The sequence below is a fragment of the Caproicibacterium sp. XB2 genome (assembly GCF_044880635.1).
Lineage (GTDB): Bacteria > Bacillota > Clostridia > Oscillospirales > Acutalibacteraceae > Caproicibacterium > Caproicibacterium lactatifermentans.
In genome coordinates this window covers 705,243-725,341 of record NZ_CP173227.1, presented here as the reverse complement: position 1 = coordinate 725,341, position 20,099 = coordinate 705,243, and the positions used below count along the sequence as shown (strand labels likewise).

Genomic DNA, 20,099 nt, shown 5'->3' with positions numbered 1-20,099 from the left:
TTTGTTATTTTCACGAGGATATGAACGCTGCTTCCATAAAAACAGGGCAGACGGCTTTGGTCGCCGCTGCCCTGCCTATAAAAATCCCTGTCAAACGCCCTCTTTGTCCGCTTCCACAGCCAGCAAGTCAGTTTTATCCGCATGGCCGGAATAAGTGGGCACCAAGCGGTGGACAATACCAACCATTTTATGGTTGTCCGCTCCTGCAGCCGAACGCAGTTCTTCCAAATCAGACAAAAAGCTGTTCTCATTGAAACGAATTGGCGAACCGATGTAGATAAGGTCATGTTCTGTCTTTTTGCATTTACCCTCAGCGTCCAGCAGCAGCTCTTCATACAGCTTTTCACCTGGACGAAGACCCGTGTAGACAATTTTAATGTCAACATCCGGTTCATATCCAGAAAGCCGAATCAGGTTGCGCGCCAAATCGACAATTTTGACCGGCTGCCCCATATCCAGTACAAAGATTTCGCCGCCTTGTGCCATACCGCCGGCCTGAATGACCAGACGGGCAGCTTCCGGAATCGTCATAAAGTAGCGAATAATGTCCGGGTGCGTAACAGTGACCGGACCGCCCGCCGCAATCTGACGTTTAAACAGCGGAATGACGCTGCCGCTGCTTCCCAGCACGTTGCCGAAACGAACCGCCGCATATTCTGTATGATGACTGTGACGGCTCATATACTGAATAATCAGCTCACAGATACGCTTGGTGGCACCCATAATGTTGGTCGGATTAACCGCCTTATCCGTAGAAATCAGCACCATGCGGTTGACACCGAATTTGTCGCATGCCTGCGCGACATTTAAAGTGCCGAAAACATTATTTTTAACCGCTTCACCGGGACTGAGTTCCATCAGCGGCACATGTTTGTGCGCCGCCGCATGAAAAACAACAGACGGCTGGTAAATCCGCATTACGTGCTCCACACGTGCCTTGTCGCGAACGGAACCAATGATAACCTCCAGGTCCAGTTTATCGCCGTACTTCATCTTCAGTTCATTCTGCAGGTCATAGGCATTATTCTCGTAAATATCAAAGACAACAATTTTCTTTGGATAAAAGTGTGCAATCTGACGGCAGAGTTCACTGCCGATAGAGCCGCCGCCGCCGGTAACCAAAATGGTTTTTCCGGCAAGGTAGCCGCTGATTTCCTCTGTATTCAGGTGAATTTCATCACGGCCCAGCAGGTCTGTAATGTCCACATCGTGCACCTGCATGCTAGCAGGACTGCCCTCCACCAGTTCGTACAGGGCAGGTACTGTTTTCAGCTTACACCCTGTAGAAGAGCAGATATGCATGATTTCCTGCTTGTCCGCACGGGGCACAGAAGACATTGCCAGCAAAATTTCATCAATATTGTAGCGGGCAGCCATGCGCGGAATGGCATGGCGGCCACCCACTATCTTAACACCGTTAATGCGGGCGCCGCGCTTTTTTGGGTCGTCATCAATGGCGACGATTGGTGTGCCGCGGCTTTCCGGTGCGCTTTTCATATCCTTGATAAGCATAGAGCCCATTTCACCGGCACCGACAATCATAACACGCTTGGACTCTTCCAGTAAACTTCCGGAGCGGTGTGACCGGCGCAACCGATATACAAATCGTACACTAATTCTGGTCAGGCATACCAACCCAAAAATGAGTACATAGGCAAAGACGTAAATGCTCCTCCAGAACTTGCGCACATCAAACAGCGGGCTGGCAAACCAAACCAGCAGGAAACAGATGGCAGCTGCCGCCGTTGTACCCAAAAAGATCTGAAAGATTTCATCGATACTGCAATACTCCCAGCGTGTGTTGTAAAAGCGCGCCATAAAGAAGCAGCCGATGTGAATAAGGATGAGCCATGGAATCCAGAAAGTGAAGGTTTCCCAGTTATAATAGTCAAAAATGACTGTATCAAATCGCAGTGCAAAAGCCAGCCAATAACCAAGATATACTGCCAGGCAGTCTGCAACCAACTGGGGAATCAGGTTTTTCATGGACAAATTCCGGAAAATCCGGTTTGATTGTTTCATATTTTGATAATCTCCAATGCAGGCAGTATTGTCGCAATCCGACCAAAGTATTATACCACATTTATTTATCAAATGAAACAGAAAAATCCGCTTTTCAGGTTTTCTCACCTGAAAGCGGATTCTTTCATTCATAGAACACTGGACAAAGAACTAGTCCGCTTCTCTTCGTCGATTTTTAGGCGGTTCCAGTTGTTCCTCTTCCCTATTGACATTTTCCAAATCTGTATAGCCCAAAAAGACAGCCATTCCCCTGCGGTCCGTGATTTGTATGCGCCGCCCACGCTGCTGCAGCAGACCGGCACTTTGCAAATTTTCCATCGCACGGTACAGCGAAGCCCGGCTGATGCCCAAAAGGCCGGACAAATTTGCTATGCTGCAGGGCAAATACAAGCTGCTGTCCTCATTCAAACGCTGTGACAACAACCATGCCGCCAACCGCTGCTGGGCCGTTCCACCAGAAGCAACCGCCAGCCGCTGCGTCAGAAATGCAACCTTGCTGGAAAGGCAGGCAATATAATTTTCCGAAAGTTTTTCGTCCTCCGCAAGCAATTTCCGCATTAAGGACATTTCCAAATACAGAATAGTTGATGTACGCTTGGCATAAATCCGCGCCAATGGAACCGATGTTTGTAAAAAAGCGGTCGGCATTCCAAATAAATCACCCCGCTGAAACGTATTCAGCAAGATTTTACTGCCCGCCGCAGTATATCGGTAGGCGCGCACCTCACCCGCACACACAAGCCCAACGCTGCGCCACAAAGGCAGCACCTCGCCCGCAGAAACGGAAAAGCAACGGCACCCATCATCCCCGAAGGCAGCACGCGCTGTTTTTGGGGAAACGTCCTGAAATAATGCTGTCCTGCATAGCATTCCAAAAAATCGGCTTTTCTTTGTTATCTGGTGCACGGGTAATCCTTCCAATTTGTATTATATAATACAATACTCAGATTTATATAGTACTCCGTGTCCCGCATTTTGTCAAGTTGTGCAACAAAAAAGCACTGCCTGCGGGACATTTCCCGTGGGCAGTGCCTGCATTCTTACAAGTATCCCATACTTTTTAGTCCTTGTCTTCTTCAGCGGAATCGTCCTCGTCAGAATTCTCATCGTCATCTTCCAAGTCAAACTCCAGAACTTCCCCACAGTTGGGGCATTCCATCTGGCCGTCTTCAACGATATCCTGAGAAAGACAAATTGTTTCATGACAATTTGGGCAGGTTACCTCATAGTAGTCATCCTCGTCCCCATCGTCACAGCTGCAACCGCAGCCATCATCCGCTTCCGACTCGTTGTCGCCATAAACAAAGCGTTCCAGATTGCCGAGGTCTTCATCTACCTCATCCAGCTGACCTTCCACGTCCGTTACAACATCTTCTGTGTCAGTAATGGACTCGGAAAGGTCCTCCAGCAGGTCAATAATGGCATTGATGACCTTGACTTCTTTCTTGTTTTCGTCCAGTTCCAGCCCTTCGGCCAGGCCACGGATATACGCAACTTTCTCGGTGACTGTCATAAGGAACCTCCTTTATCATGACCAAATTCTTTAATATGTGTAAGTGCAAGCGGTCCCACAAAAAGCAAAGCCGCTCTACAGCAAGTATGGCTTATGCGCGCTCCATATATTCACCTGTACGGGTGTCAATACGAATCATTTCGCCTTCGTTAATAAACAGAGGAACTTTGATTTCTGCGCCGGTTTCCAAAGTGGCAGGCTTAGTTGCGTTGGTAGCAGTATCACCCTTAAAGCCGGGGTCCGTTTTGGTAATCTGCAGCTCAACAAAGTTTGGCGGCTCTACGCCAAAAACGTTGTCCTTATAGGACAGAACCTTGCATTCCATGTTTTCCTTGACAAACTTAAAGCTATCGCCCAGAATGTCCTTGCTAATCGGAATCTGCTCATAGCTTTCGGTATCCATGAAGTAATAAAGGTCACCGTCATTGTAAAGGTACTGCATATCCTTGCGCTCGATATATGCAACTGGGAATTTTTCATTCGGGTTAAAAGTACGCTCAGTCACGGAACCGGAAACGATATTGCGAATCTTGGTGCGGACAAAAGCAGCACCCTTGCCCGGCTTTACATGCTGGAACTCAATGATGGAATAGACCTGACCCTCCATTTCGAAGGTCGCACCATTCCTGAAATCACCTGCAGAGATCATTGGTATATCCTCCAATTCAAATAAATAACAAATTCATCTTCATTAGTGTACCGTATTTTCAGCAAAATTTCAAGCTGTTTTACAAAAAACGGGCTTTACAGCATTCCCTTTAGGGCATACAATGCCAAAAGATAGCTCCTTTTACCGAACCCGGAAATCTGGCCCGCACACACTGGCGCAATCACGCTGGTGTGACGGAATTCCTCACGGGCATAAATGTTGCTCATATGCGTTTCAACAAACGGTACCTCATGTACACAGCAGATAGCGTCCCGCAGGGCATAGCTGTAATGTGTCAGCGCACCGGCATTAAGGATACAGCCGTCATACACGCCGCGCACAGCATGAATCTTATCAATCAAATCACCCTCATGGTTTGATTGATAAACAGCCAGCTCAAAGCCAAGGGACTCAGCGGCCCGCTTCGTTTCCTGGGCAATGCTTTCTGCTGTTTCTGTTCCGTAAATTCCCTGCTCACGTACACCAACCATATCGAGGTTTGGCCCCAGCAGGAGCAAAATTTTTTTCTTTGCCAACAGCGGTCACTCCTTTGGTCGAATATGGCGGCCAGTTTCCTTTAATTTTTGGCGGATAGGCACTTCCCCGCGCCGCCTGCGCAGAAAAGATACACTTTCTTCCGTAACAACGGGTGTCACTAGTATAGAATGAATACCAACAATGTTGGCGCCAATAATATCTGTATAAACCTGGTCCCCCACGATAACGGCCTGTGAACGGGGAATTTTCAGTGTATGCAGTGCACGCAGATAGCCAAATGGCAGCGGCTTCATGGCAAAGCTGACAAACGGAAGGCTGTACTGCGCCGCAAAGGGAGCTACCCGCCGGCGAAAGTTATTAGAAACAATCACCAGGTGAAAACCCTGACGCGTCATTTCATGTGCCCACTGCACAGTTCCGGGGAAAGGGACAGGACTGTCCGGCGGAGAAAGCGTATTGTCCACATCCAGCAGAACCGCACTGACGCCCAGCATCTGCAGCAGATGCGGTGTAATCTGTGTAACCCGATCCACAGAGCAGGTGGGCATTTTCAGCGCCATGGAAGTGCCTCCTTTGCGAGAAAAAAGCGGGCATTAAGCCCGCTTTCCATGTGCCTAAGAAACCGATGGCAGATAAAACTTACTTATATCTGCGCTTACGGGCTGCTTCGGATTTTTTCTTCCGCCGAACAGAAGGCTTCTCATAAGCCTCTCTTTTGCGGACTTCGGCAATCACACCAGAACGAGCGCACTGTTTTTTAAACCGGCGCAGAGCACTGTCCAGAGATTCATTGTCTTTCACTCGAACTTCAGCCATGTATTTTCCCTCCCATCCGCCAAAAGGCAGGGGTTACTGTAATCAATACCTGTTACATATCAAATATTATACCGACTAAAAAAACGGCTGTCAAGCCCTTGTCCCCAGAAAAGCACCTTTTATTATACGAAACCTGCAAATAACTGACCGGCAGCGGTCCACTTTCGCAGCGGTGCTTTTACCTGCCGCAAAGCCAAACAATAAAAAAATGGAATTTATATAGTTTAAACAAATGCGGCCATAAAAATTCATTTTTCACAACAATTTCACGAATTCCGCTTGACATACGTTGTCATTATGCTATTCTTCTGGCAAATTTGGGACATAAATTCACATAAAAGGATGTGCCTCCACAAGTGTAAACTTTTGTGCGGTATTTTTTGTTTTATTACCAGAAAGAGGGCTGCACTGTGACCAAAATGAGCGGAAAAGGAATCAGCACTGACGGAAAAACACTGACGCAGTACCTTGCCGGTACAGATTATGCACTTTCCGGCATTGCTGTGGAGCGAAACGGACATATGCTGTAAGACGGAAATGCAGATAAAAGCAGCCGTTTATTTTGGCCAAAAGTCCTGTTTTTTCAATTCTTTTCCCTGTTGCATTTCTTTCCTGTACCTGTTAAACTTATGTCAGTTACAGACTTTTAACCGTTTATTTTGAAATAGGAGACTGACAGCCAATATGAGCAACACAATGATAGGGGAATTGCTGGTCATTATCTTATGCATTCTTCTGTCTGCCTTTTTTTCGGCATCCGAAACTTCCTATAATACGCTAAACCGCGTCCGCATTAAGAATATGGCCAATGACGGTAATAAGCGTGCCGCCCTGACGCTGCGCAATGCAGAAAATTATGACAACCTGCTTTCCACTATTTTAATAGGAAACAATGTTGTCAATATTTTGGCTTCTTCTGTTGCAACGGTTTTTTTCACCTATCTTTTGGGTACGAACGGCGTTTCCATTTCCACTGCTGTTATGACCATAGTGGTCCTGATTTTTGGGGAAATTACACCGAAGTGGCTGGCAAAGGAATTTGCCGACAGCTATGCTATGGCGGTTGCACCCGTCCTGCATGGACTTATTACACTCTTTACCCCGCTGAACTGGCTGTTTTCTTTGTGGAAAGCGCTGCTGTCCCATGCGTTCAAGCACCCAGATGAGGCAAAGATGACACAGGATGACCTGATGACGATTGTAGACGAAGCGCAAAGTGACGGCGGCATTGACGAACGCAACGGTGACTTGATTCGTTCCGCTATTGAATTCAACGACCTGGACGCCGGCGATATTCTGACACCGCGCGTAGACGTGGTGGCAATCAGCCAAGATGCTTCTTTGGACGAAATTACGGATTTGTTCCTGCACAACGGCTTTTCCCGCATTCCGGTTTATGAAGAAACCATTGACAATATCATTGGCATGATTCACGAAAAAGACTTCTTTCGCGGGCTGCACACCGGCATGACTTCCATTTCCGGCATTATCAAAAAAATCATTTATGTCGGAACCGGCATTTCCGTCAGCGACCTGCTGCATGAACTGCAGCAGAGCCAAACACACATGGCCGTTGTAGTGGACGAGTTCGGCGGAACAGAGGGCATTGTAACCATTGAAGACATTGTAGAAGAACTGGTCGGTGAAATTTGGGACGAGCACGACCAGGCAATTCAATATTTCCGCAAAGTTGGCAACCAGCGCTATGCCGTCAACTGCAGTGCCGACCTGGATGACTTTTTTACGTATTTCCGCATTCCACTGGATGCAGAGGATTTTGACTATATGACCGTCAGCGGCTGGATAATGGAACAGCTTGGAAAAATTCCTGCCGTAGGAGATTCCTTTGTATACGGCGACAATATCATTACTGTAACAAAAACTTCTGCCCGTCATGCTGTGCAGATTGTTGTGCAGAACAGGCGGCCCCTGCAGAAGAAGGAGGATTGACCTGTGTCCGACGAAGAAGCAACACCTCGTTTTTCGCTGTCCCTAATCCTGCCTATTAAAAATGCAGAAACAGGAATGAAGGACTTGATGCATTTTCTGGCAACACAGATAAAACAGTTGCCGAAAACGGAACTGATTATGATTGATATTGGTTCTACCGATAACACGGTCCTAGCCGCGGTTCAGTCCCTGCACGCAGAGGACCTGTGCGGCTGCGTCATGCAAAACGGTGATACCACTGTTGCCGCCGGTTTGAATACGGGGCTGGCACGTGCCAACGGCACCTATGTTTCTTTTTTGTTTGCACACAAGCTTTATAAAAACAGTTTGCCAGCCTACTGTCAGGCCGCCGCCCGCACACACGCTGACCTGATTTTCGGCTGCTGGACACCGGAAGCCGCCAGTCATGCTGCAAAGCGGCTGCCCGGTGCCGGACCGGATACAACGGACTTTGCTCGGCAGCTGCTGAAAGGCAGTTTGGCGCTTGACCTTTCCGCTGTCTTGATTCGCTCTCAATTTCTTGTGAAAAACGGAATCACTTTTTCGGAAGAATGCCGCTGCGGCTATGCGGAGGAATTTTTGCTGCGCTGTCTATTTATGGCAGATACCGTGTATCAGTCCCCCGTATTTTTGGAGCGTGGCACAGCACATGAACTGCCGCAGATGCCGGACGGCCACAGCCGCGGGACCGCTGTCCTGCAAAAAGTGGATGCTATGGTTCGTGTATTGGACATTCTACATACATATTCGTGCGGTACACCAGAACTCATGGCGCTTTTTCAAGAGGAGTATATTCCCAAAACAGTTTTGTCCTGCATTGACACCCTGCTGAATGAGGGGTTTCGCCGCAGCACGATTCACCTGTATCTGCAGCAAAACGGTTATGATAAGCTGCTGCTGACCGGCAGCAAGACGGACCCTGTGTTGCGAAACCGCATTTTTCTGTGGAAAGCCTGTCCGCTGTTTTATCATACCGAAACGTCCGGGGAAAAGCCAAATACTGACAGGCATACAGTTTTATTTCCCACTGTACTAAGCGGGAGAAAAAAGTTGCATTTGCCATTCAAAAAGAAAAAATAGCTGTTAAAACAGCAAAAGAACCGCCGCGTTTTGCAATACGCAGCGGTCCTTTTATTATATTCTTGCTAAATATATATTTTCCTTTATTTACCAAGTGCCTGCTTGACCGTTTTTGCAATGCCCTCTGCACAAAGGCCAAACTCTTTCAGCAGCTCTGCACCAGGGCCGGAATGACCAAAGCAGTCATGTGTACCCATGCGGATAACCGGAGCTGGATAAGATTCACACAGCGCACTGCAGACCGCTTCACCCAGTCCACCAATGATGTTGTGTTCTTCAACGGTAATAATCTTTCCGGTTTCGCGTGCAGCCTTGGCAATCAGTTCTTTGTCCAGCGGCTTAATGGTGTGGATATCCAACACACGAACAGAAATGCCCTCTGCTTTCAGCGCATCCGCAGCTTTTACCGCTTCCGAAACCATCAAGCCCGTGGCTGCGACCGTGATATCACTGCCGTCCCGCAGGGTAATGCCCTTGCCAAGTTCAAAACGATAATCGTCGTTGTTGTTGACGCTTTCCACAGGCAGGCGGCATAAGCGCAGATAAGCGGGGCCCTGATAATCCACAAGTGCACGAACTGCCGCGGTCATCTCATAGTGATCCGCCGGATTGATAACAACCATGCCCGGAATAGAGCGCATTAAAGCAATATCCTCCAGGCACTGATGCGTTGCACCGTCCTCACCAACTGAAACACCTGCATGGGAACCAACCACTTTCACGTTCAAGTGAGGGTACCCAATGGAGTTGCGGACCTGCTCAAAGGCGCGGCCGGCACTGAACATGGCAAAGCTAGCCGCAAACGGAATCTTGCCGCAAGTCGCTAAACCGGCCGCAATGCCAATCATATTGCACTCCGCAATGCCAACATCGACAAAGCGCTCCGGAAAAGCTTTCTTAAAAATAGCGGTCTTCGTAGCCTGCGCAAGGTCAGCGTCCAGCACGACGATGTTCGGATTTTCTTTTGCGGCAGCTGTAACAGCCAGACCAAACGATTCACGAGTTGCTTTTTTTATCATCTCAGCCATCATTCTGCCTCCAGTCTGGCAAGTTCTGCCTTAAGTTCTGTCATTGCCTGGTGATACTGTTCTTCATCCGGGGCTTTTCCATGCCAGCCAACCTGATTCTCCATATAGGAAACACCTTTGCCCTTAATGGTATTCATAATGATGCAGGAAGGCTTGCCCTTAACGGTGCGTGCGTGCGCAAAGGCTTTTTCTATTGCGTCAAAGTCATGGCCGTCAATGGTCTGTACATCAAAGCCAAATGCCTCGAATTTTTTGTCTATCGGATATGAACCGCCAACTTCAGAAACAGGACCGTCAATTTGCAGCTTGTTGGAATCTACAATTTCGCACAGGTTGTCCAGGTCGTGGTGGCCGGCAAACATAGCAGCCTCCCAGACCTGACCTTCCTCCACTTCGCCGTCCCCCAGCAGGGCATAAACGCGGTAATCTTTTTTGTCCATTTTACCAGCCAAAGCCATACCGCAGGCAGCGGAAATACCTTGTCCCAAGGAACCTGTGCTCATATCAATGCCGGGTGTATGTTTCATATCCGGATGGCCCTGAAGCATGGCACCAATGTGCCGCAGGGACTTGAGCTCTTCACGCGGGAAGAAGCCGCGTTCCGCCAAAGCAGCGTACAGACCTGGGCAAGCATGACCTTTGCTCAGGACAAAACGGTCGCGCTGTGGGTCCTTCGGATTTTTCGGGTCAACGTGCAGTTCCCGGAAGTATAGATATGTAAACATATCGGCTGCTGAAAGGGAACCGCCGGGATGGCCGGACTTTGCATGATAGACGCCCTCGATGATGCCCATACGAACTTTACAGGCAGTCACCGCAAGTGCTTTTTTTTCCGTGCTGTTCATGATATCCCTCCTGAAGGTTATGTAACACATTTGCGATTTCATTATACTCTAATGTCGTTTTTCATACAAGTATTTTATGCAGAAAACACAAAAGCCGACTGCGGCAAATTAGAATTGCCGCAGCCGGTCTTTTTATATTTCCGCTGTTTGGCGGACAAAAGCAGATTTTGTTGCGCCGCAGATAGGGCAAGCCCAATCCTCCGGCAGCTCCTCAAAGGGTGTAATGGCGTCGTGATACAAATAACCGCACACCGTGCAGGCAAACGCTTCGCCGTCACTGTTGGAGCGATCCGGTGTCGGCTCCTGATATGTCGGGGCATTGCGGGGTGCGCTTCCTTTAATCACGTTGCGGTAGTACGAATAAGTCATTGGTGTGCCGACAACCCTATCGCTCCCAGCAAGGACTTTCGCAAGAAAAACAGTGTAGGAAGGCGTTTCCATAGAATCAATCACTTTGCACAGGAACCAGCAGCAGCTGTTTTCCCGGATAACCGGTACACCTTCGCGCAGCATTTTGTAGCGGATATTATCCAGCTTTCTGCTGCTGCGGCCGGAAGTAAGCCCCAGTGCCCCGATAACCGCTCCGGAAGTGTCCTCACTAAGCACGCTGACCGTAAACAGGCCGTTTTTGTGAATACACGCATAGCTGTAACTGCTGCGGTGAATGCTGACCGTCAGCAAATTCGGATGATTGGAAACCTGTGAAACGGTGTTGACGATACTGGCTGAAGGGTGTTTCCCGTCTGTCACACCAATGGCATACATTCCATATGTGAAACTGAAAAGAGATTCATTTTTCATGGCAGCCTGTACCTCCCTTTTTCAAAAGGCAGAAATTCACCACCCTATTTATCCGGTGTTTCTTCCTTTTTAATGTGGCGCCAATATGCCGCATAGGACTGCTCTGTCTTGTTTTCCCCCGGGGTGTAATAAGCAGCTCCCTGCAGGGTGTCCGGCAGGTACTGCTGCTGCACCCAGTGATTCGGGTATATGTGCGGGTATTTATAAAACTGACCTTTGCGCTTTACTTCGGCACTGTCGTAATGTTTGTTCTGCAGGCAGCGCGGAACCGGACCGGCTCTGCCCGCTTTGACATCCGTCAGCGCCGCATCAATGGCAGCTTCCCCAGAATTGCTTTTGGGTGCCAGAGAAACCAAAATGACCGCATCGGACAGCGGAATGCGTGCCTCCGGCAAACCAACCATCTGTGCCGCATCCACGGCAGCTTTGACGATTGGAATAATCTGCGGATAGGCAAGGCCAACATCCTCGCACGCACAAACCATTAGGCGGCGGCAGGCAGACGGCAAGTCACCCGCAGCCAGCAGACGCGCCAGATAATGCAGTGCCGCATCCGGGTCCGAACCGCGCATGGATTTCTGGTAGGCTGAAACAATATCGTAATGTTCGTCGCCTTCCCGGTCATAACGAGGCGCACTGCTTTGTGTCAGCTCTGCAGCCAATTCCGGCGTAACCTGCAGTGCATCGTCCGTTTCTTCCGCGGCCAGCGCGCACAGTTCCGCCGCATTCATCGCCTTGCGTACATCGCCGCCACAGGAAAATGCAATGCGGCGAACCGCTTCCGGCTCCGCTTTAATCGGTTTCCCGCGTTCCTGTGAAAGGAAGCGGAAAGCCCGTTCGACAGCGGGAACAATATCTTTCGGCTCAACCGGCTTAAATTCAAACACCGTTGAACGGCTGAGTATGGCATTGTATACATAGAAATACGGATTTTCTGTGGTAGAGGCAATCAGTGTAATATCGCCGTTTTCAATGAACTCCAAAAGAGTTTGCTGCTGCTTCTTATTAAAATACTGAATCTCATCTAAATACAGCAGAATCCCGTTGACAGCTTCCAGCGTACCAACTTTGCTGACGACGGCACGAATATCCGCAGTGGAAGCGGAAGTACCATTTAGCTTACACAAATGCTTTTTAGTACGCCGGGCAATAATCGAAGCAAGCGTTGTCTTCCCTACACCGGAAGGTCCATAAAAAACCAGGTTGGGAATCTCTCCGCTTTCAATAATGCGGCGCAGCGGCCGTCCCGGTCCCAAAAGATGCTGCTGACCGACAATGTCATCCAGCGTTTTGGGCCGGATACGGTCTGCGAGAGGAGCTGACATAGGAACACATCCTTTCCGGCAGGCGGCTGTCCGTTCTTTTATTCTTATGCGTGCTTGGGCACAAACATCCGTTTTTTATTCGTACAGCGGGTATTTTTTGCACAGGGCGCCCACTTTGGCCAAAGAAGCTTCCTTGGTGCCGTCAAAGTCACGAATGGTGTCCGCAATGCAGGAAGCAATAATATCCATGTCCTTCGGCTGCATACCGCGTGTGGTAACGGCCGGCGTACCCAAACGCAGGCCGGAAGTCTTAAAGGGGCTGCGTGTTTCGCCCGGCACAGTGTTCTTATTCGCGGTAATGCGGATGGAATCGAGGCGGGTTTCCAGCTCTTTGCCGGTCAGGTCCATACCGGTCAGGTCCACCAGCAGAAGGTGGTTGTCTGTGCCGCCGGAAACCAGCTTGACGCCGCGGTCCAGAAGGCCCTTGGCCAGTGCCTGTGCGTTTTCAACAATCTTTTTGCCATATTCCTTAAAGGAAGGCTTCATAGCCTCGCCCAGGCAAACTGCCTTGCCAGCAATGATGTGCATGAGCGGGCCGCCCTGCGTGCCCGGGAAGATAGCCTTGTCAATGGCTTTCGCGTATTTCTCTTTGCATAGAATCATGCCGCCGCGCGGGCCGCGCAGTGTCTTGTGGGTGGTAGTGGTGACAATATCGGCGTACTCTACCGGGTTGGGATGCACGCCCGCGGCGACCAGTCCGGCAATATGTGCCATGTCAATCATCAGGATAGCACCGCAGGAATCCGCCGCTTCCCGGAATTTTTTAAAGTCAATGATACGCGGATAGGCACTGGCACCGCCGACAATCATCTTCGGCTTTACCAGCTGTGCCTGTTCAATTAGCTTGTCATAGTCAATTCGTCCGGTTTTGGAATCGACTCCATACGGAACGAAGTTAAAATAAGTGCCGGAAATGTTGACAGGAGAACCATGTGTTAGGTGTCCGCCTTCATTAAGATTCATGCCCATGACAGTATCACCGGGCTTCAGCAACGCAAAATAAACGGCAATGTTTGCCTGTGCGCCGGAATGCGGCTGTACATTGGCATGCTCAGCGCCAAAAAGCTGGCAGGCACGCTTGCGGGCAATTTCTTCTACCACATCAACATACTGGCAGCCGCCGTAGTACCGCTTTCCGGGATAACCTTCCGCGTACTTATTGGTAAGAACACTGCCCATGGCTGCCATAACTGCTGGAGAAACGATATTTTCAGAGGCAATCAGCTCCAGGTTGCGGCGCTGCCGGGAAAGCTCGTCCTGCATGGCATTGCCAACTTCGGGGTCGGCATTTTTGACGAATCCAATGGTGTCTATCAAATCCTTGTACATATCCATTCTCCTTGCCTGTTGAGTTTTCTTTTCATTATACCGTTTGATGCAAAAAAACTCAACACATCTCCGCGGGAAAGTACAGAAAAGGAATTTTTACGCGTTTGGCCTTGCTTCCTTTACTATTTTTCTCTTTTGCGATAAGATATAGTACAGCAAACAAATCGGAAAGGGTGATACCAAAATGGCTACAAAGGAGCGGGCACAACTGGCAGTAGAGGCCCTAAAAAAAGAATATCCGAACGGGGCCTGCTCGCTGACCTATACGGACCCGCTGCAGCTGCTGATTGCCACCCGCCTATCTGCGCAGTGCACGGATGCCCGTGTCAACAAAGTAACGCCGGCACTGTTTGCGCGCTTCCCCACCCTGGAAACATTCTGTGAAGCGGAACCGGAAGAAGTCGGTGAATATATCCACTCTTGCGGACTCTATAAGACCAAAGCGCGTGATATCTGTGCCATGTGCCGTATGCTGCGGGATAGCTTCGGCGGTAAAGTGCCGGACACAATGGAGCAGCTGACAAAGCTGCCTGGCGTGGGCCGCAAGACAGCCAACCTAATCCTCGGCGACATTTATCACAAGCCGGCCATTGTAACCGATACACACTGCATCCGCATTTGCGGCAGGCTGGGCCTTTCCTCCGGAAAGGACCCCCGAAAGGTGGAAACACAGCTTCGTGCCGTTCTCCCGCCGGAGGAAAGCAATCTTTTCTGCCACCGGTTGGTTCTGCACGGACGGGCTGTGTGTACCGCCCGCAGTCCGAAATGTCATCTGTGCTGTATGCGCACATTCTGTAAAACATATTTAGCGGAACAGGAGGAAAACAGCAAAAAATGAAACGGCTTTTTATTGTTGTCGATTTCCAAAATGATTTTGTAACAGGCACGCTTGGTTTTCCCGGTGCGGAACAGCTGGAAGCGCCTATCTGCCAAAAGATTGAAGCGTACCGTACTGCCGGGCAGGACGTTATTTATACTATGGATACACACACAGATTCTTACCTGCAGACCGCGGAAGGGTACGCACTGCCGATAGTCCACTGTGTCAAAGGCACACCCGGGTGGGAATTGTATGGCCGCACTGCAAAGCTGCTGCAGGGCTGCCGAAGATTTGAAAAGCCATGCTTTGGCTGTGCGGACCTTATCCCCTTTCTTCAGGAAAAGCAATATGATGAGGTGGAACTTGGGGGCCTAGTCAGCAACATTTGTGTTCTTTCTAATGCGGTCCTTGCAAAAGCCGCCTTGCCGGAAGCCACCGTTTTTGTGGATGCTTCCTGTACTGCCGCAGCAGACGCCCGTCAAAATGTAGAAGCTCTTCACTGCATGGAAGGAATGCAAATACATATCGTGGGGGATTCCTATGAACATTAAGTTACTGGCAATTGATATGGATGGCACCACACTGAACAGCAAAAACACACTTTCCGCCGAAAACCAGGCCGCACTGGAATGCGCCATTCAGTCGGGCGTTTACATTGTCCCCACAACTGGGCGGCAGTACTCCGGCCTGCCGCCGGAACTGCAGAAAGTACACGGCATTCGTTACTGCCTTTGCAGCAACGGCGCCGTGGTTTATGACTGCTTACAAAAAAAGGTATTGTATCAGGATTTGATGGACTGCAGCCTTGCTTTGCGTGTACTGGATGAACTAAGTTGCTATCCCGACGTATCTTGTGACGTATATATCGGCGGAAAAGCGTACACCACAATCGAGCATTATCAGGACCCGATGAAATACGGCATTAGTCCCGTTCATTTAAAGAGCTTTCTCGATTCCCGCACACCGGTCCCCGACCTGCAGCAGTTTGTCCGCAGCCAGCATCTGCGCCCGGAAAAAGTTTTTTCTATTTTCCAGGAAATGCAGGAATGCCGCCACTGCTGGGACCAGTTCTGCACATGGCCGGAGCTGGCTGTGACCACTTCACTGGAAAACGTGATAGAGCTTACCAGCGCGACCGCCACTAAGGGAAATGGTCTGCAGGTGCTGGCCGGTCTGCTGCATATCCCGCAGGAAGCGGTCATGGCAGTCGGCGACGGACACAATGATATTACAATGCTGGATTGGGCCGGCACAAGTGTTGCCATGGGAAACGCCAACGCGCAGATTCGGCAGCATGCTGCTTTCGTAACGGACGACTGTGACCATGACGGGCTGGCGAAAGCAGTCAGGCGCTTTATTTCTCTTTAGTTTTTTGCTGGTCGCAATTTTTGTAAAATCCCTTGACAAGATACCAATAGTATGCAATAATATAGTTTGTTGCATTTGGGGCATTAGCTCAGCTGGGAGAGCGCAAGGTTCGCAATCTTGAGGTCAGGGGTTCGATCCCCCTATGCTCCACCAAAGCGATAAGCCGCATGGTTAAGCCGTTTTTCATGGTTTTTCCGTGCGGTTGTTTTTTACCCGTTTTGAGTTTTGACTACAGTTTGACTACTTTTCAAATAAAAATGCTCTCGGCAGGCAGCCCTTTGCTTGGTCTCGGCGACGTCGGCTCTATGTATGCCCCCTTTATCATAGCATAATTTTTTATTGCGCTGTTTCTGATTGCTGCATATTCTATAATGACCCATGCGTTTAACGTAGCAGCAACCAAATGTGATAAGGAGGTTCTATGAATACCTGTTGCAGTCAGAAAAATTTGACACTTGTCTTTCGTGACCTATGGACACAGCACGTTATATGGACGAGGCTATTTATCATTAGTACGTTGTCCGAATTAAATGACCTAAAATATGTGACCAACCGCCTTTTGCGCAATCCAAACGATTTTGCCAAGGTTCTATGTCAATATTACGGCAGGCAAAAGGCAAAGAAATTTCAGGACCTATTGACAGAGCACCTTATGATTGGGTCAAAGCTCGTCAACGCCGCAAAGGACGGCAAAACGGACCTTGCGGACGATGCGCGAAAGAAATGGTATGTCAATGCAGATGAGATCGCCTGCTTTCTTGCCAGCATTAACTGTTTCTGGTCACAAGAAAAATGGGAAGAAATGCTGCACTGCCATTTGAAAATGATCGAAGCAGAAACAAACTATCGTATTGACGGCCTCTACGAAAAAGATATTGCGGAATTTGATGATATCAGTGCACAGGCCCTGCAAATGGGTGACTATATGGCCATGGGAATGATGAAACAATTCTATAGGCCCTAAAGAGAAAGGCGGAGCCAACCACTCTGCCTTTTATATTTATTTCGTTATAAAGTTTTTCGTTCCGAAACACTCTTTCCGCTATATGGCCTGCATCCGCATTTTCTGCTCCGCTGGCGGTATATCCCCCCATCCGAATGGAACAATAGAAAAGTCTCATGCAGAAAACTCCTGTCAGAGATTGACAAAAGGCCATACAGCTGATAGAATAGCTGTGTAATGAGGGAGTAGTTTACACGCATCAGCCGATGCGTGCGCCAAGTCAACATACATGGCCAAAATGGTCTGGCTTGCCCTGATAAACGAGACTCATGCCTGGTTTGCTACCAACGCATGAGTCTTGTTTTTTTTTGTCTATATTTTATAAGGAGGATCTATATGAGATTCTATCTGGAAAACAAGGATTCCGTCCTACAGAAGTGCAAAAGCACATCGAAAGGCCTTTCCTCGGAGGAAGCCGCCGCACGGCTGGAACGAAACGGAAAAAATAAGCTGGCAGAGGAAAACCGTGTGCCATTGTGGAAGCGGCTGTTGGCACAGCTGAGTGACCCGATGACCATTATTCTGCTTGTCGCAGCAATCCTATCCGGCGTGACAGCCGCTTATTCGGGCGAATCCTACGCGGATGTATTCATTATTCTGTTTGTCGTAATTGTCAACGCTATATTGGGTGTATTACAGGAAAGCAAAGCGGAAAAAGCGATGGAAGCGCTGAAAAAGATGACTGCGGCGACCTCCAAAGTTTACAGAAACGGAGAAATCACATCTGTAAAGAGCGAAGACCTTGCCGTTGGCGATGTGGTCCTTCTGGAGGCCGGCGACTCTGTCCCCGCCGACTGCCGTGTTCTGGAAAGCGTCAGCATGAAGGCAGAGGAGTCTTCCCTGACCGGCGAATCAGTGCCGGTTGAAAAAGCGACGGACGCGCTTCCTTTAAACGGTCAAAAAGACATTTCGCTTGGCGACCGGACCAATATGGTCTTTATGGGTAGCACCATCGTCTACGGACGCGGCAAAGCGGTAGTCACCGCCGTTGGCATGGACACAGAAATGGGCAAAATTGCCTCGGTCCTTGTCAACGCCAAGCATAACCTGACGCCGCTGCAGATTAAGATGAAGCAGCTCAGCAAAATCCTGACATGGCTGGTTATCGGTATCTGTGCCGTGATTTTCGTTTTCAGCCTGATACGTTCCGGAAACTTCAGCGAAAAATCTATCATTAACGTCTTTATGATTGCGATTAGCCTGGCTGTTGCTGCCATTCCGGAAGGTCTGGCCGCTGTGGTCACCATTGTGCTTTCCATCGGCGTTTCTAATATGTCAAAACGCAATGCCATTATCCGCCGCTTAACCGCTGTGGAAACACTGGGCTGCGCGCAGGTCATCTGCACGGATAAAACCGGAACGCTTACCCAAAACCGCATGACCGTTGTGGACCATTTTACGGACAGTGAAAGTGTGCTTGCTACGGCGCTGGCACTGTGCAGTGACTCCCGCCTTGGTCACGATGGAAAAGCCGTAGGTGAACCGACAGAAAATGCGCTGGTCAACTACGCGACCTCTCTCGGCCTGAAAAAGAATGAACTGGAAGAAAGCGCACCGCGTGTAGGTGAAATTCCGTTTGACTCTGGCAGAAAAATGATGTCTACCGTACACCCCACGCAGGAAGGCTTCATTCAGTATACAAAAGGTGCACCGGACGTTATTTTGAAACACTGCACCTGTGTTTACAAAGGCGGCCGTGAAATTCCCCTGACACCGGAAATGCGCAGCCAGATTCTAGGCGAAAATAAGCGCATGGCAGATAAGGCGCTGCGTGTGCTAGGTTCGGCATTCCGCAGGTATAGCACCAAACCAAGTTCTTACAAATCCAGTGATATGGAAGAAAAGCTTACTTTTATTGGCCTTGTCGGTATGATTGACCCTGTCCGTCCAGAAGTGGAAGCTGCTGTAAACGAATGCCGGGGCGCTGGCATCCGTGTTAACATGATTACCGGTGACCACAAGGACACCGCCGCGGCGATTGCCTCTCAGCTGGGCATTTTGAAGGACCCTTCCCAGGCCATTACCGGTGCTGAACTGGACGACCTAAGTGATGAAAAGCTGGAAAAGAACGTTGATAAATATACGGTATTCGCACGAGTTCAGCCGGAACATAAAGTTCGTATTGTCAACGCATGGAAAAAACGCGGCATGATTACCGCCATGACCGGTGACGGCGTCAATGATGCGCCCGCTATTAAGAGCGCCGACATCGGCGTTGGTATGGGCATCACCGGCACGGACGTAACTAAAAACGTCGCGGATATGATTCTGGCAGACGACAACTTCGCAACTATTGTTTCTGCTGTAGAAGAAGGCCGCCGCGTTTACGATAATATCCGCAAAGCTATTCAGTTCCTATTAAGCTCCAACATAAGTGAAGTTATCTCCATCTTTGTAGCCACCATGATTGGCTTCACGATTTTGAAGCCTGCCCACCTTTTGTGGATTAACCTAATTACCGACTGCTTCCCCGCGCTGGCTCTTGGCTTGGAAAAGAAAGAGAATGGCTTAATGAGCCGCAGTCCGCGGAACCCCAAAGAAGGATTTTTCGCGCGCGGTATGGGCGCCGACCTGATTTATCAGGGCGTTTTAATTTCCATTGTGACACTGGTGTCTTACTTTGTCGGCCATTTTATGGAACACGGTGTATGGGAGATTGCGGAAAGCCCGGACGGTATGACCATGGCGTTCCTGACACTGTCTATGGCTGAAATTTTCCACTCCTTTAATATGCGCTCGCAGCGCAACTCTATTTTCAGCCTGCACTGTCAGAACAAAGCCCTGCTTGGAGCTATGCTTGGCTCCCTGGTACTGACTTCCGTTGTTATCTTTGTTCCGCCGTTGGCAAACGCTTTTGGCTTCATGAAAATTTCCGCCGAAGAATACTTCACAGCTATGCTGCTGGCGTTCTCGGTCATTCCGGTTGTTGAAATCGTAAAGTTTTTCCAGCGGAAACTGGAACGCCGCAGATAAGCGCTCTTTCCGCATAAAGACACTTAAATGCTCTCTGTTTACAGGCTGTCCTGTAGCAGGGAGCATTTTTGCTGGCCCC

At 49.4% G+C, this 20,099-nt stretch carries 19 protein-coding genes and 1 tRNA gene; 8 read left to right on the top strand and 12 right to left on the bottom strand.

The annotated features are described in order from the left end of the window. Positions 1–90: 90 nt before the first annotated feature. The 7 genes from ACIHKT_RS03455 to rpsU form a co-directional block, all read right to left on the bottom strand. Positions 91–2,022: a nucleoside-diphosphate sugar epimerase/dehydratase gene (locus ACIHKT_RS03455; protein WP_236849657.1), complete on the bottom strand. Its 1,932-nt coding sequence runs from the start codon at positions 2,020–2,022 to the stop codon at positions 91–93. Positions 2,023–2,172: 150 nt separating this feature from the next. Further along, a complete protein-coding gene (locus ACIHKT_RS03450) occupies positions 2,173–2,781 on the bottom strand; it encodes a Crp/Fnr family transcriptional regulator (protein ID WP_404352763.1) in 609 nt (202 codons plus the stop codon). A gap of 301 nt (positions 2,782–3,082) precedes the next feature. Continuing rightward, on the bottom strand, positions 3,083–3,535 hold the full coding sequence (locus ACIHKT_RS03445; protein WP_086035557.1) for a CD1247 N-terminal domain-containing protein: 453 nt from the start codon (positions 3,533–3,535) through the stop codon (positions 3,083–3,085). A 91-nt stretch (positions 3,536–3,626) separates the two neighbouring features. Beyond that, positions 3,627–4,184 carry an elongation factor P gene (efp, locus tag ACIHKT_RS03440; protein WP_086035556.1) on the bottom strand — a complete coding sequence of 186 codons (558 nt, stop codon included), beginning with the start codon at positions 4,182–4,184 and terminating at the stop codon, positions 3,627–3,629. Positions 4,185–4,279: 95 nt separating this feature from the next. Next, positions 4,280–4,720: a type II 3-dehydroquinate dehydratase gene (gene aroQ, locus ACIHKT_RS03435; protein ID WP_086035555.1), complete on the bottom strand. Its 441-nt coding sequence runs from the start codon at positions 4,718–4,720 to the stop codon at positions 4,280–4,282. A gap of 6 nt (positions 4,721–4,726) precedes the next feature. Further along, positions 4,727–5,242 (bottom strand): YqeG family HAD IIIA-type phosphatase, encoded by a 516-nt coding sequence (locus ACIHKT_RS03430; protein ID WP_086035554.1) that lies wholly within the window; start codon positions 5,240–5,242, stop codon positions 4,727–4,729. 79 nt (positions 5,243–5,321) lie between these two features. Further along, positions 5,322–5,498: a 30S ribosomal protein S21 gene (rpsU, locus tag ACIHKT_RS03425; protein WP_086035553.1), complete on the bottom strand. Its 177-nt coding sequence runs from the start codon at positions 5,496–5,498 to the stop codon at positions 5,322–5,324. 684 nt (positions 5,499–6,182) lie between these two features. On the opposite strand from rpsU, the gene ACIHKT_RS03420 reads away from it, so the two are divergent. Together ACIHKT_RS03420 and ACIHKT_RS03415 are read left to right on the top strand one after the other, a co-directional pair. Further along, the gene (locus tag ACIHKT_RS03420; RefSeq protein ID WP_174193284.1) at positions 6,183–7,448 is read left to right on the top strand and encodes an HlyC/CorC family transporter; all 1,266 of its coding nucleotides are present in this window, start codon (positions 6,183–6,185) and stop codon (positions 7,446–7,448) included. 3 nt (positions 7,449–7,451) lie between these two features. After that, positions 7,452–8,528, top strand: a complete 1,077-nt coding sequence (locus tag ACIHKT_RS03415) for a glycosyltransferase (RefSeq protein ID WP_086035551.1) — start codon at positions 7,452–7,454, stop codon at positions 8,526–8,528. An 83-nt stretch (positions 8,529–8,611) separates the two neighbouring features. Here the strand turns inward: ACIHKT_RS03415 and ACIHKT_RS03410 are convergent, their stop codons facing one another. From ACIHKT_RS03410 to glyA, 5 genes are all read right to left on the bottom strand, one after another. Beyond that, on the bottom strand, positions 8,612–9,556 hold the full coding sequence (locus ACIHKT_RS03410; protein ID WP_086035550.1) for a transketolase family protein: 945 nt from the start codon (positions 9,554–9,556) through the stop codon (positions 8,612–8,614). Further along, positions 9,556–10,401, bottom strand: a complete 846-nt coding sequence (locus ACIHKT_RS03405) for a transketolase (RefSeq protein WP_086035549.1) — start codon at positions 10,399–10,401, stop codon at positions 9,556–9,558. The genes ACIHKT_RS03410 and ACIHKT_RS03405 overlap by 1 nt, the downstream gene beginning before the upstream one ends. 132 nt (positions 10,402–10,533) lie before the next feature. After that, a complete protein-coding gene (locus tag ACIHKT_RS03400) occupies positions 10,534–11,202 on the bottom strand; it encodes a flavin reductase (protein WP_086035548.1) in 669 nt (222 codons plus the stop codon). 44 nt (positions 11,203–11,246) lie between these two features. Beyond that, positions 11,247–12,527: a replication-associated recombination protein A gene (locus ACIHKT_RS03395; protein WP_086035547.1), complete on the bottom strand. Its 1,281-nt coding sequence runs from the start codon at positions 12,525–12,527 to the stop codon at positions 11,247–11,249. A 75-nt stretch (positions 12,528–12,602) separates the two neighbouring features. Further along, positions 12,603–13,856 (bottom strand): serine hydroxymethyltransferase, encoded by a 1,254-nt coding sequence (gene glyA / locus ACIHKT_RS03390; RefSeq protein WP_086035546.1) that lies wholly within the window; start codon positions 13,854–13,856, stop codon positions 12,603–12,605. 184 nt (positions 13,857–14,040) lie between these two features. Here glyA and nth point away from each other — a divergent pair, with 184 nt between their 5' ends. From nth to ACIHKT_RS03360, 6 genes are all read left to right on the top strand, one after another. Continuing rightward, positions 14,041–14,694 (top strand): endonuclease III, encoded by a 654-nt coding sequence (nth, locus tag ACIHKT_RS03385; protein WP_086035545.1) that lies wholly within the window; start codon positions 14,041–14,043, stop codon positions 14,692–14,694. Then, positions 14,691–15,227: a cysteine hydrolase family protein gene (locus ACIHKT_RS03380; RefSeq protein ID WP_086035544.1), complete on the top strand. Its 537-nt coding sequence runs from the start codon at positions 14,691–14,693 to the stop codon at positions 15,225–15,227. The genes nth and ACIHKT_RS03380 overlap by 4 nt, the downstream gene beginning before the upstream one ends. Beyond that, entirely contained in the window at positions 15,217–16,044 is an 828-nt protein-coding gene (locus ACIHKT_RS03375) for a Cof-type HAD-IIB family hydrolase (RefSeq protein WP_086035543.1), read from the top strand. Before ACIHKT_RS03380 ends, ACIHKT_RS03375 begins: the two co-directional genes overlap by 11 nt. A gap of 77 nt (positions 16,045–16,121) precedes the next feature. Next, positions 16,122–16,197 (top strand) — tRNA-Ala (locus ACIHKT_RS03370). Between the two features lie 268 nt (positions 16,198–16,465). Then, the gene (locus tag ACIHKT_RS03365) at positions 16,466–17,008 is read left to right on the top strand and encodes a hypothetical protein (RefSeq protein WP_086035542.1); all 543 of its coding nucleotides are present in this window, start codon (positions 16,466–16,468) and stop codon (positions 17,006–17,008) included. A gap of 375 nt (positions 17,009–17,383) precedes the next feature. Continuing rightward, a complete protein-coding gene (locus ACIHKT_RS03360; protein WP_174193297.1) occupies positions 17,384–20,020 on the top strand; it encodes a calcium-translocating P-type ATPase, PMCA-type in 2,637 nt (878 codons plus the stop codon). Positions 20,021–20,099: the final 79 nt, after the last annotated feature.

Coding starts and splice junctions, on each gene's coding strand:
- ACIHKT_RS03375 (WP_086035543.1), top strand. CDS start 15,217: ATGAACATTAAGTTACTGGCAATTGATATGGATGGCACCACACTGAAC.
- efp (WP_086035556.1), bottom strand. CDS start 4,184: ATGATCTCTGCAGGTGATTTCAGGAATGGTGCGACCTTCGAAATGGAG.
- ACIHKT_RS03455 (WP_236849657.1), bottom strand. CDS start 2,022: ATGAAACAATCAAACCGGATTTTCCGGAATTTGTCCATGAAAAACCTG.
- rpsU (WP_086035553.1), bottom strand. CDS start 5,498: ATGGCTGAAGTTCGAGTGAAAGACAATGAATCTCTGGACAGTGCTCTG.
- ACIHKT_RS03380 (WP_086035544.1), top strand. CDS start 14,691: ATGAAACGGCTTTTTATTGTTGTCGATTTCCAAAATGATTTTGTAACA.
- ACIHKT_RS03410 (WP_086035550.1), bottom strand. CDS start 9,556: ATGGCTGAGATGATAAAAAAAGCAACTCGTGAATCGTTTGGTCTGGCT.
- glyA (WP_086035546.1), bottom strand. CDS start 13,856: ATGTACAAGGATTTGATAGACACCATTGGATTCGTCAAAAATGCCGAC.
- ACIHKT_RS03395 (WP_086035547.1), bottom strand. CDS start 12,527: ATGTCAGCTCCTCTCGCAGACCGTATCCGGCCCAAAACGCTGGATGAC.
- ACIHKT_RS03445 (WP_086035557.1), bottom strand. CDS start 3,535: ATGACAGTCACCGAGAAAGTTGCGTATATCCGTGGCCTGGCCGAAGGG.
- nth (WP_086035545.1), top strand. CDS start 14,041: ATGGCTACAAAGGAGCGGGCACAACTGGCAGTAGAGGCCCTAAAAAAA.
- ACIHKT_RS03420 (WP_174193284.1), top strand. CDS start 6,183: ATGAGCAACACAATGATAGGGGAATTGCTGGTCATTATCTTATGCATT.
- ACIHKT_RS03430 (WP_086035554.1), bottom strand. CDS start 5,242: ATGGCGCTGAAAATGCCCACCTGCTCTGTGGATCGGGTTACACAGATT.
- ACIHKT_RS03405 (WP_086035549.1), bottom strand. CDS start 10,401: ATGAACAGCACGGAAAAAAAAGCACTTGCGGTGACTGCCTGTAAAGTT.
- ACIHKT_RS03400 (WP_086035548.1), bottom strand. CDS start 11,202: ATGAAAAATGAATCTCTTTTCAGTTTCACATATGGAATGTATGCCATT.
- ACIHKT_RS03365 (WP_086035542.1), top strand. CDS start 16,466: ATGAATACCTGTTGCAGTCAGAAAAATTTGACACTTGTCTTTCGTGAC.
- ACIHKT_RS03360 (WP_174193297.1), top strand. CDS start 17,384: ATGAGATTCTATCTGGAAAACAAGGATTCCGTCCTACAGAAGTGCAAA.